Here is a 13,329-nt window from a genome sequence, read left to right on the forward strand (position 1 = left end):
CGTCATGCGTCATTCCTATCCCCTCATTCTGACGGTCCTTTGCCTTGCCGGTTGCGGTGGCGACAAAGCCCCCAAACAGCGCCCGCCGGCTTTGGTGGAGGCCAGGCCAATCGCCACGGCCAGCTTCAACGACACGCTGGAGGCAGTCGGCACTGCCCTTGCCAACGAACAGGTGGTGCTGTCCGCGCCCGTGACCGAACGGATCGCAACGATCAATTTTTCCGATGGCGGCTATGTGCAGCGCGGCCAGGTGATCGCGACCATGGCGATCGCGCAGGAGCAGGCCGAACTCGCCGCCGCGCAGGCGCAGGCGTTGCAGGCCAAGCAGCAACTGGACCGGGTACAGGCGTTGAAAAGCCGTGGTTTCGCTACGGCATCCTCGCTGGACCAGCAATTGGCGCTCAGCAATGCCGCGCGTGCCAGCGCCGATCAGGCACGCGCCTCGATCAGCGACCGGGTGATCCGCGCGCCCTTTCGCGGCTGGGTCAGCCTGCGCACCGTATCGCCAGGCGCGATCGTGACGGCAGGAACCGCCATTGCCACGGTCAGCGATATTTCGCGGATCAAGCTGGACTTCACTGTGCCGGAAACCCGCTTGTCGTCGATCAGGGAAGGGCAGGTCATTCGCGCAGTGTCCGCCGCCTGGCCCGATCGACCGTTCAACGGCACTATCGCCACGATCGACCCGGTGATCGACCCGGCGACTCGCGCGGTGCGGGTCCGCGCGATCCTGCCCAACCCCGACCGCGCGCTCAAACCCGGCATGTTGCTGACCGTCAGTGTCGTGTCGCGGCAGCGTCAGTCGCTGGCGCTGCCCGAACTGGCCGTCATCGGCGATGGCGAGGAGCGCTACGCTTTCGTGCTGGAGGACAGGAAGGCCAAGCGGGTGAAGGTGGAAACCGGCATCCGCCAGAACGGACTGGTCGAGATCGTCGGCGGGCTGAAAGCCGGGCAACAGGTCGTGACGGACGGCGTCGTCAAGCTGAGCGATGGCGCGCCGGTGCGGCTGGCAGGCGACAAGGTGGCCGGGGATAAGCCCGGCCGCGCGCCCAAGCCCGCGCAATAAGGGCGGACCATGCAGCTTTCCGACCTGTCCGTCCGCCGCCCCGTCTTTTCGGCGGTCGTAGCGGTGCTGCTCTGCATCGTGGGCGTCGTGGGCTATATGAGCCTGTCGGTGCGCGAATATCCCGATACCGATCCGCCGATCGTATCGGTGGAAACTGCCTATAGCGGCGCAGCGGCTTCGGTCGTGGAAACCCGCATCACCCAGTTGATCGAGGATGCGGTCGCAGGTGTGCAGGGCATTCAGATGATCACGTCCACGTCGCAGGACGGCACGTCGAACATCAATATCGAATTCGATCCTTCGCGCGATATCGACACGGCCGCCAATGACGTGCGCGACCGGGTGGGTTCGGTGGTGGAAGATTTGCCGGAGGACGCGCTGGCCCCCGAAATCCGCAAGGTGGATTCGGACGCGCGTGCCATTCTGTTCCTGGCCTTTTCCCGGCCGGGTTGGTCGCCGATCCGCATCAGCGACTATCTGGATCGCAATGTCGCGGACCGTTTCGCCGCGATCGACGGCGTGGCGCGCGTCAACATCAGCGGTGAAGCGCGCCCCTCGACTCGCATCTGGTTCAATGCCGAAAAACTGGCCGCTTTCGCCCTCACGCCTGCCGATGTGGAAAATGCGCTGCGCAGCCAGAATGTCGAACTGCCCGCCGGTCGTTTCGAATCGCAGGATCAGAACCAGACGCTGCGCGTCGAGCGCCCCTTCGCCACGCCCGACCAGTTTGCGCGGCTGGTGGTCGGGCGCGGGACCGATGGCTATCAGGTGACGCTGGGCGATGTGGCGCGGATCGAGGAGGGGGCGGAAAATCCCTATACCAGCTTCCGGTCCAATCAGGGGACGGCGATCGGCATCGGCATCATCCGCCAATCGGGCGCGAACACGCTGGACGTCGCGCAAAAGGCAAAGGCGCTGATCAAGGAGCTGGAGCCTAACCTGCCTGCGGGGATGCGGGTTGCCGTCGGCACCGACGAATCGCTGTTTATCGAACGGGCGATCGAAAATGTCTACGACACGCTGATCGAAGCGGCTTTGCTCGTCATCCTCGTCATCTTCCTGTTCCTGGGGTCGGTGCGCGCGACGATCATCCCCGCCATCACCGTGCCGATCTGCCTGTTGGCGACCTGCGCGGTCATGTGGCTGCTGGGCCTGTCGATCAACCTGCTGACATTGCTCGCATTCGTGCTGGCGATCGGGCTAGTGGTGGACGACGCCATCGTGGTGCTGGAAAATGTCTATCACCGGATCGAACAGGGCGAAGATCCGCTGGTCGCTTCCTACCTGGGTACGCGGCAGGTCGGCTTTGCGATCATTTCCACGACGCTGGTGGTGTGCGCGGTGTTCGTGCCGGTGATGTTCTTGGCCGGGCAGACCGGCCTGCTGTTCCGCGAACTGGCCATCGCGATGATCGCCGCAATTGCCTTTTCCGGCTTCATCTCGCTCAGCCTTGCGCCGATGCTCTGTTCCAAATTGCTCAAAAACGCCGAGCGCGGGCGGCTGGCGCGCTGGGTCGATGCGCGGTTCCAGCGGCTGGAGGGCGGCTATGCCCGCTGGCTGGACCGCGCGATTCGCAAGCCATTATTGCCATTGCTGGGCGTCATGCTGTTTCTGGGCGTGGCGGGCGCGCTGTTCACTTTGTTGCCAAGCGAATTGGCCCCGGCCGAAGATACCGGCGCGATCGATGCGCAGATCAGCGCACCCGAAGGCACCGGGTTCGACCGGATGATGACCTATATGCGCAAGATCGAGAATGATCTGGCTTTCCTGCGCAAGGATGGGACGCTCCAGAATCTGGTCATTCGCACGCCGTCCGGGTTCGGCACGACCGACGATTATAATGGCGGCAACGTCATTGCCTTCCTGCGGCCGTGGGAGGATCGCACGATCACCACGGCGGAAGTGGCGACCATCATCAACAATGTGATTGCGCAGCAGCCCGGCGTGCGCGGCAATGCCGCTCCCCGGTCCGGTCTGGGGCGTGGGCGCGGATTGCCGGTCAATATCGTGCTGGCCGGGTCGACCTATGAAGGGTTGATGGCGGCGCGCGACCGGATTATGGAATCCGCCGCCAGCTATCCGGGTCTGATCAACGTCGACAGCGATTATAAGGAAACCAAGCCGCAGATGCGGATCGAAACCGATCTGGCGCGGGCAGGTGATCTGGGCGTGTCGGTCAACGATGTCAGCCAGGCGTTGCAAAGCCTGTTGGGGTCGCGCCGCGTCACCACCTATGTCGACCGTGGCGAGGAATATCGCGTGCTGGTGCAGGCGGAGCGCGAAGGGCGTGAGACGCAGGCGGATCTGGAACGCATACAGGTGCGCAGCCGCACCGGTGCTCTGGTGCCGCTGTCGGCGCTGGTGACTGTGCGCGAAGTGGCCGGGCCGCGTCAGCTCAACCGTTACAACAAGCTGCGCTCGATCACGCTGACCGCCGCGCTTGCCCCCGGCACGTCGCTGGGCGAGGCTTTGACCTTCCTGGAAAATGAGGCGCGCCAGTCGCCCGAAGTGCTGGCGATCGGCTATCGCGGCGAAAGCCAGTCGCTGCGCGAAACCGGCGGGTCGATCTGGCTGATCTTCGGCCTGACCATCCTGATCGTCTACCTGTTGCTGGCGGCGCAGTTTGAAAGTTTCATCCACCCCGGCATCATCATCGCGACGGTGCCTCTGGCCGTGGCGGGCGGCGTGCTGGGCTTGATCGTGACCGGCGGGTCGATCAATCTCTACAGCCAGATCGGCATCGTCATGCTGGTGGGGCTGGCGGCCAAGAACGGCATCCTGATCGTGGAATTCGCCAACCAGTTGCGTGACGAGGGGATGGAGATTGCGCAGGCGATCCGCGAAGCGGCGACTCGTCGTCTGCGTCCCATTTTGATGACGTCGATAGCGACCGTCATCGGTGCGGTGCCGCTGGTGCTGCGCGGCGGGGCGGGGGCGGCGGCGCGCCATTCGATCGGCGTTGTCGTGGTGTTCGGCGTATCGATGGCGACGCTGATCACGCTGTTCCTGATCCCGATATTCTATTCGCGTGTTGCGAAGCGCACGGTTTCTCCGCAAACCGTCGGCCGCAAGCTGGATTCGGCGCTCAGGGATTCGCCTGATCCTGCGGAATGAACGGGTTGCCCGATGGTGGAGAAGCGTTGCCGATGAATCAGATCGCGTCCCCTGGCCAGTTGCGCCTCGCCTATCTGCGCTGGGCGCTGGTGACTGTGCCGGTCATCGTGCTGCTGGGTTTTCTGTCGGGCAAATTCGCCAATAGCGGCTTTGGCAATCGCTGGTTCGATGCACTGGAAAAGCCTGCGCTGATGCCGCCGGGCTGGGCGTTCGGTGCGGCATGGACGGTGCTGTATATTCTGATGGGGCTGGCCTTTGCCATGATCCTTCATGCGCGTGGCGCACGGGGGCGGGGCGTGGCGATTGCGCTGTTCCTGGTCCAGCTGCTGCTCAACCTTGCCTGGTCGCCGCTCTTTTTCCGCGCGCATCAGATTGGCAGCGCGCTGGCGCTGATCCTGATCCTGCTGCTGGTCGTTGCCGTAACGGCCCTGTCGTTTGCGCGGATTCGCCGGGTGGCGGGCCTGCTGCTGCTGCCTTATCTGGCGTGGCTGGCCTTTGCTTCCTTCCTCAATTATGAGATTGGCAGGCTTAATCCGGGCGCAGAGACCCTTGTCGCCCCGGCGCTCAAGACCCAGATATAAAGACGGGCGCATCGCGTGCGCCGCAAAGAGGATATGAGCAATGCAGAGCGAGAACCGCTTTTTCGACGATCTGGCCAAGCTGGTGAACGGCGCTGCCGGCACAGTGGCAGGCGTGACACGCGAATTTGAATCCAACGCGCGTGAGCGGGCGAAGGAATGGATTGGCGGACTGGAATTTGTGTCGCGTGAGGAATTCGACGCGGTCAAGGCGCTGGCCGCCGCCGCGCGGGAGGAAGTCGAACTGCTCAAGGCGCGGATCGACGCGCTGGAAGGCAAGGGCGGCGCTGTAAAATCGGCGGATTGATCCATCTGTCCTTTCGCCGCACGCGGTGATAAGGCGCGCCGATGATGGACAGCGACGAGTTTGAACATGGCGGCCAGGAAGCCGCGCCGATCGACATGCTGGCAGCCTATTTCGAGGCGCATGGTTGGACGTTCGAGCAGGTGGGCGAGGATGAGATCGTTGCGAACACGCAGGGGTCGTGGGCGCAATATGAGTTGCGTGGTATCTGGCGCGACGAAGATCAGGTGCTGCAACTGCTCGCGCTGCCCGACATCAGGGTGACCGACGAAAAGCGGGCGACCATCTATGAAACGCTGGGCCTGATCAACGAACAGCTGTGGCTGGGCCATTTCGAGCTTTGGTCGTCGAGCGGGATCATATTGTTCCGCCACGGCGCGCTCCTGGGCGTGGGTGGCACGTTGACGCTGGATCAGGCGCAATTGCTGGTCGAAACTGCAATCGATGAATGCGAACGCTTCTATCCCGTGTTTCAGTTCGTGCTGTGGGGCGGCAAAAGCCCGACCGAGGCAATTGCCGCCAGCCTGATCGAAACACGCGGCGAAGCCTGAGGGCGGGCATGGCGACGCTTTGGCCCGATCATCTTTTCCTCGTCGGTTGCGGCAATATGGCGGGTCAGATGCTGGCGCGCTGGCTGGATTGCGGGCTTGATCCGGCGCGGGTGACGGTGTTGCGACCCAGTGGCAAGACGGTGGCCGACGGCGTGCGGGTAGTGACGGATTACCCTGTCGCTTTGCCTGCCGGCACGACGATCCTTCTGGGGATGAAGCCTTACCAGATTGACGATGTGGCCGCCGCGCTCGCGCCGCTGAGCGACGCCACCATGCAGATCGTGTCGATATTGGCCGGAACGCCGCTGGCGGACCTGCGCACGCGCTTCCCGGCGGTGCGGGATATCGTGCGCGCCATGCCCAACCTGCCTGTGGGATTGGGGGAGGGCGTGACGGCGCTTTACGCCGATGATGGCACGTCCAACATCGCAAGAGCCAGCATCGACGCACTGATCCGGCCTTTGGGTCTGGCGGAATGGATGGACGCGGAATCGCTGTTCAATCAGGTGACGGCCCTGTCCGGCTGTGGCCCCGCTTTCCTGTTTCGTTTCATCGACGCGCTGGCGCAGGCGGGGGAAGCGCTGGGCATCCCGGCGGATCAGGCCGCGCGCATGGCACTGGCCACGGTGCAGGGGTCGGCAAACATGGCCGCGCGCGCAAGCGATGGCCCCGGCGTGCTGGCCGACCGCGTCGCCAGCCCCGGCGGCATGACGCGCGAGGGTATGAACATCCTCGACGCCGACGACCGGCTGCTGACCCTGTTGATCGACACGTTGACCGCCGCGCGCGATCGTGGCGAAGCGATGGCCCGCAAGGCCTAGCCGCTTCTTTTCCTTCTCCCCGGAGCCATCCTCATGCTGTCCCCCGACACCCCCATTCTGTTGCTCACCACCGGCGGCACGATCGACAAGGTCTATTTCGACGCGCTTTCCGACTATCAGGTCGGCGAAACGGTGGTGGGCCGCCTGCTGGACGTGGCGCGGGTGAAACGGCCTTTCCGGGTCGAGGAAGTGGCGCGCAAGGACAGTCTGGAACTGGACGATGCAGATCGGGCGCTCATCTACGCGCGCGTGGCCGCCGCACCTGAAAACCATGTCATCATCACCCATGGCACCGACACGATGACCGATACGGCCAGGCAATTGGCCGACATCCCCGGCAAGACTGTAGTCCTGGTCGGTGCGCTGGCCCCCGCGCGCTTTGGCGAAAGTGATGCCAGCTTCAACCTAGGCATGGCCTTTGCGACGGTGCAGGTGGCACAGCCGGGCATCTATATCACGATGAGCGGTTCGGTATTTCCCGCCGATCAGGTCATCAAGGATCGCGCCAAAGGGGCGTTCGTTCCCGTCGCACAATAGCCGCATCGGAACATTGCGGGCCTGCTGCGCATTCTCCCCCTCATATTTGGGTAAAGAGGAGGAGAGAGACATGGCCGATTATCAGGAACGTCCCACAACGACGACGACCGTGATCGAAAAGCGCAGCGGCGGCGGCATGACGTTCGTCATGCTGTTGCTCGTGATAGTCGTGGCAGTTGCCGCCTATTTCCTGATCAATGGTGAAAGCCGCAAGGACAGTGCCGTTGAAAGCGCCGCAACGCAGGTCGGACAAGCCGCCAGCGATGTAGGGGCCGCCGCCAAGGATGCGGTCAAGCCTGAGTAAGATCATAGGGGGTTCGCCCCCTCGACAGTCATAAAAAGGGGCGTTCCGACGGATCGGAACGCCCCTTTTTTGTTCAGATCGCGGCCGTCACTGGCCTGCCGATCCTGTTATCCCTCGACCTTGGCATATTTCGGCGCGGCTTCGTTGAGGATCGCCAGGATCTTCTTGAGCGCGGTCGGCTCGTCGGTTTCTTCCATCGCCGCCAGTTCGCGGGCGAGGCGGCTGGACGCCGCTTCAAAGATCTGACGTTCGGAATAGCTTTGTTCGGGCTGGTCGTCGGCCCGGAACAGGTCGCGCGTCACTTCGGCGATCGACACAAGGTCGCCCGAATTGATCTTCGCTTCATATTCCTGCGCACGACGCGACCACATGGTGCGCTTCACCTTGGGCTTGCCCTTGAGCGTTTCCATGGATTCTTCGAGCGTCTTGTTGGAGGACAGCTTGCGCATCCCCACGCCTTCGGCTTTATTCGTCGGAACGCGAAGCGTCATCCGCTCCTTTTCGAAGCGCAGAACATAAAGTTCCAGCTCCATGCCCGCAATCTGCTCCTTCTGGAGTTCGATCACACGGCCAACGCCATGCTTGGGGTAAACGACATAATCACCAACGTCAAAGGACAGCGCCTTGGCAGCCATTTGATACCTTTCCAATCAACCGGGGAACGGGGCCGTCGCGGGGCAAATGCACAAGGGCAAATGCGTAGAAGGTCCGCAGCGCCACCGTCAGGACATGAAGGTTATTCTCCAGCGGTGAACATGGGTGTGTCCGACCGTTGCGACGCTAGTTAGCAGATTCGTAACAAAATTACCACCCCCGGTCGCAAAGGCCGGGAGCGTGGCGCAAAACAGGTCAATAGTGACGGACGGCGCGCGCCGTCCCGCCTCAGTCGCCGGAACCGGGTTCGGGGGAGAAAAACTGCTCCAGCTTGTTTTCCACGCCCTTCATGTCGTCGGCATCGGCGGGCGCTTCACCTTTGACGGTGATGTTGGGCCATTCGGCGGAGAATTTGGTGTTCAGCTCCAGCCATTTTTCCAGCCCGTTCTCGGTGTCGGGCAGAATCGCTTCGGCCGGACATTCCGGTTCGCACACGCCGCAATCGATGCACTCGTTGGGATTGATGACCAGCATATTCTCACCCTCGTAGAAACAGTCCACGGGGCAGACCTCGACGCAATCCATATATTTGCAGCGGATGCAGTTGTCGGTCACGACATAGGTCATTGTCAGGGCACTCTTGGTTGGAAAAGCGCCGTCCTGCTATGCTCAGGCGGGCGCAAGGTCAATGAGGATAATGTTGGCGGGCTGGTAGGGGGTGTTGGCATCACCCCCCGATCGTCAGTTCCTCGTAACAGGCCTGCGCTTCGGGTGCGGTGCCACGGCGGGCGGGAAGGGCGACAACGCGCACCACGCGCACGGCATCGCCATGGGGAAAGGTAATGAGATCGCCGGGCCGCACCGGCGCATGGGCGCGCTCGATGCGGCGGCCGTTGACACGGATATGCCCGTCCTCCGCCAGTTTCTGCGCGTTCGATCGGCTTTTGCACAACCGCGCGAACAACAGAAATTTGTCGATGCGCAAGCTGGGACCATGTCCCGAACCCGCCATCGGATCAGCCATTGCGACCCAGCAGCGCGGCAAGGCCGGCAAATGCGTTGTTGACGGGTGCAGGGGCAGGGCGGGGCGCGGCGGCGCGGGCTTCCTCGCTCCGGGGTTTGCGACCGCCGGATTTTTCGCCCGCAGCCCTCTCGCCACGCGGCTTGCCGCCCGGTGCCTGATTGGATGGCTGGGCAGGACGAGGCGGACGGGCCTTTTGCCGGCCCTTGAACACCCAGTTGGGTTTGCCTTCTTCCGCGCCCTCTACCGCACGGAAACCGGCCGCGCGCATCAGCACCAGAAAAGCCGCCTCGGACAGGCCGAGCGAGACGATCTGCGGGCTGAGCTGGGTGAAGGCTTCTTCCTTGGCGATGGCTTCATGCGCGGTGCGGGCCATGCGTTCGGCCATGTCGATGCGCAACATCTGTTCGTCGAAGGTCCGAAAACCGGCGATGCGCGCGCCCATCTGTTCGAATTTTTCGCCAGCAGGGATCAGGGTGAGGCCGGGGCCAGGCATCGGCAGGCAGGGCTTGCCGATGCGCGCCGCCAGCAGAGCAGAGCGCCAGCGCGCGGCACCCGGTTTCAACAGCCCCGGATGATAGAGGTCGAGAACGCCGATATCTATTCCTGCACGACGCAGCAGATGACGCTGGTCCTTGTCCAGATGGCCCAGTGCCGAATCAAGATCGGTGCGCGGGGCCACGCCACCGGCATCGGCCAGTTGCGCGAACACGGCGCGCACCACCGGCGGCACCTGCGGATCTTCGGCGCTTTGCGCCATCTTCACTAGCGGCAACAGATGCTTCTGCTTCTGCGCCTCTACCCAGTTGGCCAGGCGCGACGCGATCTGCTTTTGCAGGTCCGGCTCCAGCGCCACTATCGCGCGGTCCAGCCGGATTTCCGGCGCCAGCAGGCTGGGTCCAGCCTGCAGCGTGGCCACGACCGTGTCGCTCCATCCGATGCGCGGTTCCTGCCCGGCCTCGTCCAGAAGTGCGAAATCCGCGTCCGTCGCGCCGATCAATTCGTCTGCTTTCACCCGCAATACCTTTCCAAGGCGCCTTTCCGCCGCCGCCAACAGCAATTTCCTGTCCACAAGGCGCGTAGACGGATCGACCGAGAAGCGGAAGCCGTCAAGTCGTCCAATCGTTTCGCCATCGACGCATACACTGCCATCGCTCTCCACCGAAACCGGCAAAGTCGCCACATTCTGGCCAATGTCCCGCAACAGCACGGTCGTGCGCCGGTCGACGAAGCGTTGGGTGAGTGCGGCGTGCAGCGCGTCCGACAGCTTTTCTTCCGTGGCGCGGGTGCGTTCGGCCATTTCGGCAGGGTGGGCCAGCCAGTCGGCGCGATGGGCGATATAGGACCATGTCCGCACCGCCGCGATTCGTCCCGACAGCGTATCGATGTCGCCCTGCACCGAATCGAGTCGCGCCAGTTGCTGGGCAAACCAGTCGCGCGGGATATGGCCGCTATCCTCCGACAGGAAACGCCAGATGCGGCTGACGGTGCGGGCATGATGGTCCGCGCCCAGTTTCTGAAAATCGGGCAGGCCACAGGCATCCCACAGCCGCGCGACCTGCTTTGGCCCGCGAACCCGGTCGATGACGACGGGGTCGTCGGCCAGTTTCTTCAATACCGCCAGATCCACCGCCTGCGGCGCGGCGCGCAGTTCGGGGCGGTCGGGCCGTTCCTCCAGATCGCCGATCAGCGTGGCGATACTGTCCATCCGGGGTTGGCCATCGCGCCAGAACAGATGCTCGACCGGAGGAAAGCGATGCGCCTCTATCGCGTCGATTTCTTCGGGGGTGAAGGCCGCGTCGCCGTCTTCCCCGCCAAGGCTGCCGAAGGTGCCATCCTTGTGATGACGCCCCGCGCGCCCGGCGATCTGCGCCATTTCCGCCACTGTAAGCCGGCGGCTGCGGCGGCCATCGAACTTGCGCAGGGAGGCGAACGCGACATGGGCGACATCCAGGTTCAACCCCATGCCGATTGCATCGGTGGCGACCAGATAATCGACTTCCCCGTTCAGGAACATCTGCACCTGCGCATTGCGGGTGCGGGGGGACAAAGCCCCCATCACGACCGCCGCGCCACCGCGAAAACGCCGCAGCATTTCGGCGACGGCATAAACTTCCTCAGCCGAGAAAGCGACGATGGCCGAACGTTTGGGCAGGCGCGATAGCTTCTTCGCGCCCGCATAGGACAAGGTCGAAAAACGCGGGCGGCCAATGATGTCGATGTCCGGCACCAGCGCCTTGACGATGCGCGATATGCTGGCCGACCCCAGGATCATCGTTTCTTCCCGCCCGCGCGCGCGCAGCAGCCGGTCGGTGAAGATATGCCCGCGCTCCGGGTCCGCGCCGATCTGCGCCTCGTCCAGCGCGACGAACGCATAGTCTCCCTGAAGCGGCATGGATTCGGCGGTGCAGAGATAATAGCGCGCCTGTGGCGGAACGATTTTTTCCTCGCCGGTGATCAGCGCGACCTGGTTCGCACCCTTGATCGCAACCACTCGGTCATAGACTTCGCGCGCCAGCAAACGTAGCGGAAAGCCCATCATACCGCTGCTATGGCCGCACATCCGCTCGACGGCCAGATGGGTCTTGCCGGTATTGGTCGGTCCCAGAACGGCAGTGACAGGCGAACGGGCGAACTGGACCATGGCCTATTCTGTCGGGCAGGACGGGGCTGGGGGCAAGCGGATTCGATGGTTCCCGCATTCGCTGCTATCCTGTCGGGATGACAGCACGATTCATCGCAAGGGCTGTGGTCGCCGCAGCGTCTTAAATTGACTTTAACCCTGTGCGTTCACAACAGTGCCTCCCGATGCACGGCGCTTTGGGGCGTGTTGCAACAGATGCAATGAAAAATATGGCCTGAAAGGGCTGCGGGGGTCGCGGGGTTGTTTCAGGAAAGTCATTTCGGATCGCAGCAGGGTGGCGCTTCCATGTCGCTGTGGCTGGCCGATTCGCTTGGCCGCGCACCTGCCGCGCCCGCGCCGCAGGACTGGCGCGCCCGCCTGCGCGACTGGGCGGACGCCGTCGAACTGGTGCCGGACCTGGGCCAGCGCGTCGGCAGCCTCATCTGGTTTCGCGGCCTTGCCACCTGTTTTGGCCTGTGCGCCACGGCGCTCTATCTTTCTCCCGGTTTTCAGCCGGTTCCCGGCGCGTCCGGCCCAATGCTGAGCGATGCGCAGTATGACGAAGTGCGCAGCCAGATGATCACGCCGCTGGCGCTGGGTGCCGACAGTGGCCATCGCATGGGATCGACCGATGCGGTGCAGCCCCTGCGCCAGACGCCCGAACGGCCACAAATCGAACTCAATGCCCAGATCGGCAGCAGCGATACGCTGGCCCGCGCCTTGTCGCGCGCCGGGGTCAGCGGCGGCGACGTGGCGACGATCACCAGCATGGTGGGGGGCGACATCAGTGGCGGGGTGAAGCCCGGCACGCGGCTCGACATCATCCTGGGTCGCCGGGCCAGCCGCGACCGGCCCCGTCCGCTCGATAAACTCGCCTTCCGCGCCCGGCTCGACCTTGGGCTGGAACTCACCCGTCCGGGCGGGGTGCTGTCGGTCCGGCGCATCCCCATCCGCGTCGACAATACGCCGCTGCGCATTCAGGGCGTCGTCGGCGACAGCATCTATCAATCCGCCCGTGCGTCGGGCGCCCCGCCAAAGGCGGTGCAGGCGTTCCTGCGCGTCATCGTGGGGCAGGCCGATCTAGGTTCCATCGGCGCTGGCGACCGCTATGACATCGTCACAGAATATCGCCGCGCCGAAACGGGCGATGTGGAAGTGGGCGACCTGCTCTATGCCGGGTTGCAACGCGCACGCGGCAAGTCGATCGACATGCTCAAATGGACGACCGGCGGCCGCACCGAATGGTTCGAAGCATCGGGCGTGGGCGAACGGCGCGGCGTATTGTCCGCGCCGGTCGCCGGGCGCATGTCGTCGGGCTTTGGCCAGCGGCGGCACCCGATATTGGGCTATACGCGGATGCACGCAGGCATTGACTTTGCCGCGCGTTACGGATCGCCCATCTATGCCGTGACCGATGGCGTCGTGGCCTTTGCCGGGCGGCATGGCGGCCACGGCAATTATGTCCGTATCCAGCATGGCGGCGGCCTGGCCACCGGCTATGCGCATATGAGCCGCATTGCCGCTGCGCCCGGCCAGCGCGTGCGCCGGGGTCAGGTGATCGGCTATGTCGGATCGACCGGCCTGTCGACTGGCCCGCATCTCCATTATGAACTGTATCGCAATGGCGCGACGGTCAATCCGCTGTCGGTGAAATTCACCACGACCGCGCAACTGGCCGGGGCCGATCTGGCAGCGTTCCGGGCGAAACTGGCACAGTATAAGGGACTGCGCGCCGGGCAGCAGGATCGGTTTGCCCAACGATCGCCTGCGCCATCCTCCGTGCCGGTCGCCAGCGGGAAATAAGCCGCTTTCCGCG

Annotated in this window: 13 protein-coding genes; 9 read left to right on the forward strand and 4 right to left on the reverse strand. The window is 63.8% G+C overall.

Annotation, left to right across the window (positions count from 1 at the left end; genetic code table 11):
• Window positions 1–4 precede the first annotated feature (4 nt).
• From SPBM01_RS00370 to SPBM01_RS00405, 8 genes are all read left to right on the forward strand, one after another.
• Complete coding sequence (locus tag SPBM01_RS00370; protein WP_188063493.1) at window positions 5–1,066, forward strand: efflux RND transporter periplasmic adaptor subunit; 1,062 nt, start codon at window positions 5–7, stop codon at window positions 1,064–1,066.
• Between the two features lie 9 nt (window positions 1,067–1,075).
• Entirely contained in the window at window positions 1,076–4,180 is a 3,105-nt protein-coding gene (locus tag SPBM01_RS00375; RefSeq protein ID WP_188063494.1) for an efflux RND transporter permease subunit, read from the forward strand.
• 32 nt (window positions 4,181–4,212) lie between these two features.
• Window positions 4,213–4,761 (forward strand): TspO/MBR family protein, encoded by a 549-nt coding sequence (locus SPBM01_RS00380; protein ID WP_188063495.1) that lies wholly within the window; start codon window positions 4,213–4,215, stop codon window positions 4,759–4,761.
• Between the two features lie 40 nt (window positions 4,762–4,801).
• Window positions 4,802–5,065 carry an accessory factor UbiK family protein gene (locus SPBM01_RS00385; protein WP_188063496.1) on the forward strand — a complete coding sequence of 88 codons (264 nt, stop codon included), beginning with the start codon at window positions 4,802–4,804 and terminating at the stop codon, window positions 5,063–5,065.
• 41 nt (window positions 5,066–5,106) lie between these two features.
• Window positions 5,107–5,613, forward strand: coding sequence for a YbjN domain-containing protein (locus SPBM01_RS00390; protein WP_188063497.1), 507 nt, complete (start codon window positions 5,107–5,109; stop codon window positions 5,611–5,613).
• An 8-nt stretch (window positions 5,614–5,621) separates the two neighbouring features.
• Entirely contained in the window at window positions 5,622–6,434 is an 813-nt protein-coding gene (locus SPBM01_RS00395) for a pyrroline-5-carboxylate reductase family protein (RefSeq protein ID WP_188063498.1), read from the forward strand.
• A gap of 33 nt (window positions 6,435–6,467) precedes the next feature.
• Window positions 6,468–6,971, forward strand: coding sequence for an asparaginase domain-containing protein (locus SPBM01_RS00400; RefSeq protein WP_188063499.1), 504 nt, complete (start codon window positions 6,468–6,470; stop codon window positions 6,969–6,971).
• A gap of 70 nt (window positions 6,972–7,041) precedes the next feature.
• Window positions 7,042–7,275 carry a hypothetical protein gene (locus tag SPBM01_RS00405; RefSeq protein WP_188063500.1) on the forward strand — a complete coding sequence of 78 codons (234 nt, stop codon included), beginning with the start codon at window positions 7,042–7,044 and terminating at the stop codon, window positions 7,273–7,275.
• Between the two features lie 107 nt (window positions 7,276–7,382).
• On the opposite strand, the gene SPBM01_RS00410 is transcribed toward SPBM01_RS00405, so the two are convergent.
• The 4 genes from SPBM01_RS00410 to SPBM01_RS00425 all read right to left on the reverse strand — a co-directional run bounded on the left by SPBM01_RS00410 (window position 7,383) and on the right by SPBM01_RS00425 (window position 11,534).
• The gene (locus tag SPBM01_RS00410; RefSeq protein WP_188063501.1) at window positions 7,383–7,910 is read right to left on the reverse strand and encodes a CarD family transcriptional regulator; all 528 of its coding nucleotides are present in this window, start codon (window positions 7,908–7,910) and stop codon (window positions 7,383–7,385) included.
• A gap of 247 nt (window positions 7,911–8,157) precedes the next feature.
• Window positions 8,158–8,496 carry a ferredoxin FdxA gene (gene fdxA, locus SPBM01_RS00415; protein WP_167302765.1) on the reverse strand — a complete coding sequence of 113 codons (339 nt, stop codon included), beginning with the start codon at window positions 8,494–8,496 and terminating at the stop codon, window positions 8,158–8,160.
• A gap of 100 nt (window positions 8,497–8,596) precedes the next feature.
• Window positions 8,597–8,881, reverse strand: a complete 285-nt coding sequence (locus SPBM01_RS00420; protein WP_188063502.1) for an RNA-binding S4 domain-containing protein — start codon at window positions 8,879–8,881, stop codon at window positions 8,597–8,599.
• 4 nt (window positions 8,882–8,885) lie between these two features.
• Window positions 8,886–11,534 (reverse strand): helicase-related protein, encoded by a 2,649-nt coding sequence (locus SPBM01_RS00425; RefSeq protein WP_188063503.1) that lies wholly within the window; start codon window positions 11,532–11,534, stop codon window positions 8,886–8,888.
• A 285-nt stretch (window positions 11,535–11,819) separates the two neighbouring features.
• On the opposite strand from SPBM01_RS00425, the gene SPBM01_RS00430 reads away from it, so the two are divergent.
• Window positions 11,820–13,316 (forward strand): M23 family metallopeptidase, encoded by a 1,497-nt coding sequence (locus SPBM01_RS00430; protein ID WP_188063504.1) that lies wholly within the window; start codon window positions 11,820–11,822, stop codon window positions 13,314–13,316.
• Window positions 13,317–13,329: the final 13 nt, after the last annotated feature.

The sequence above is a fragment of the Sphingobium sp. KCTC 72723 genome (genome assembly GCF_014280435.1).
Classification (GTDB): Bacteria; Pseudomonadota; Alphaproteobacteria; order Sphingomonadales; family Sphingomonadaceae; genus Sphingobium.

Coding starts and splice junctions, on each gene's coding strand:
- SPBM01_RS00370 (WP_188063493.1), top strand. CDS start 5: ATGCGTCATTCCTATCCCCTCATTCTGACGGTCCTTTGCCTTGCCGGT.
- SPBM01_RS00375 (WP_188063494.1), top strand. CDS start 1,076: ATGCAGCTTTCCGACCTGTCCGTCCGCCGCCCCGTCTTTTCGGCGGTC.
- SPBM01_RS00380 (WP_188063495.1), top strand. CDS start 4,213: ATGAATCAGATCGCGTCCCCTGGCCAGTTGCGCCTCGCCTATCTGCGC.
- SPBM01_RS00385 (WP_188063496.1), top strand. CDS start 4,802: ATGCAGAGCGAGAACCGCTTTTTCGACGATCTGGCCAAGCTGGTGAAC.
- SPBM01_RS00390 (WP_188063497.1), top strand. CDS start 5,107: ATGATGGACAGCGACGAGTTTGAACATGGCGGCCAGGAAGCCGCGCCG.
- SPBM01_RS00395 (WP_188063498.1), top strand. CDS start 5,622: ATGGCGACGCTTTGGCCCGATCATCTTTTCCTCGTCGGTTGCGGCAAT.
- SPBM01_RS00400 (WP_188063499.1), top strand. CDS start 6,468: ATGCTGTCCCCCGACACCCCCATTCTGTTGCTCACCACCGGCGGCACG.
- SPBM01_RS00405 (WP_188063500.1), top strand. CDS start 7,042: ATGGCCGATTATCAGGAACGTCCCACAACGACGACGACCGTGATCGAA.
- SPBM01_RS00410 (WP_188063501.1), bottom strand. CDS start 7,910: ATGGCTGCCAAGGCGCTGTCCTTTGACGTTGGTGATTATGTCGTTTAC.
- fdxA (WP_167302765.1), bottom strand. CDS start 8,496: ATGACCTATGTCGTGACCGACAACTGCATCCGCTGCAAATATATGGAT.
- SPBM01_RS00420 (WP_188063502.1), bottom strand. CDS start 8,881: ATGGCGGGTTCGGGACATGGTCCCAGCTTGCGCATCGACAAATTTCTG.
- SPBM01_RS00425 (WP_188063503.1), bottom strand. CDS start 11,534: ATGGTCCAGTTCGCCCGTTCGCCTGTCACTGCCGTTCTGGGACCGACC.
- SPBM01_RS00430 (WP_188063504.1), top strand. CDS start 11,820: ATGTCGCTGTGGCTGGCCGATTCGCTTGGCCGCGCACCTGCCGCGCCC.